This window comes from Neisseria sp. P0019.S002 (assembly GCF_051957155.1).
Lineage (GTDB): Bacteria > Pseudomonadota > Gammaproteobacteria > Burkholderiales > Neisseriaceae > Neisseria > Neisseria perflava.
Window position 1 is genome coordinate 1 of the sequence record NZ_JBQCWS010000026.1, and the last position, 725, is coordinate 725.

Here is a 725-nt window from a genome sequence, read left to right on the forward strand (position 1 = left end):
GTTATACCGAAACGCTGCAATACTTTGACAGCGAAGAATGGGGCCGTCTGAAAGAGGGTTTCGTCCGTGACGCACGTGCCCAAACGCCCTATTTTTGGGGGGTTTTTGGTGGGTTTTTGTGGTGTTGTTGAAGTTTGTTGTTTTTGGGTGGCTTTTTGGTGTTGGTGGGTTTTGGGTGTGTTTGGTTGTTTGTTGGGGTTGTTTGGGTTGGTGGTGGGGTTTTGTTTGTTGGTTTGGGTGTGTGTTGTGTTGTGTTTGTTTGTGTTGTTGGTGTTTGTTGTGGGAGGGTTTTTTTTGGGGGGTTTGGTTGGTGGTGTTGGTGGTGGTGTGGGTTGTGGTGTGGTGTTGGTTGTTGTTGTTGTTGTTTGTGGGTTGGTTGGTTTTGGTGGGTTTTTTGGTTGTGTTGTTTTTTGGGTTGTGTGGGGTGGTGGTTGGTGTTGGGTTGGTGGTTTGTTTTTGTTTGTTTTTGGTGTGTTTTTTGTTGTTTGGGTGGTGGTGTGGTTGGGTTTTGGTGTGGGGGTGGTGTTTTTGGGGTGGTGGGGTGGGTTGGGGGTTTTAGGTGTTTTGTTGTTTTTGGTGGTGGTGTGTTTTGTGTGGTTGGTGTTGTTTGGGTGGTTGTGTTTTGGGTTGGTGTTTGGGTGGTTTGGGTTTGTGGGGGTGGGGTGTGTGTTTGGGGTTTGGTTGTTTTTGTTTTGTGTTGGGTGGTTGTGGGGGTTGTGTGGTGT

General features: G+C 47.9%; 1 protein-coding gene and 1 pseudogene. Both read left to right on the forward strand.

Annotated elements, in window-relative coordinates; all coding sequences use genetic code 11:
* A pseudogene (locus ACTHTY_RS11320) lies at positions 1-128 on the forward strand (DUF2063 domain-containing protein); the annotation flags it as partial.
* Between the two features lie 118 nt (positions 129-246).
* The coding region (locus ACTHTY_RS11325; RefSeq protein ID WP_440367702.1) for a hypothetical protein at positions 247-725 on the forward strand (479 nt) is incomplete at its 3' end.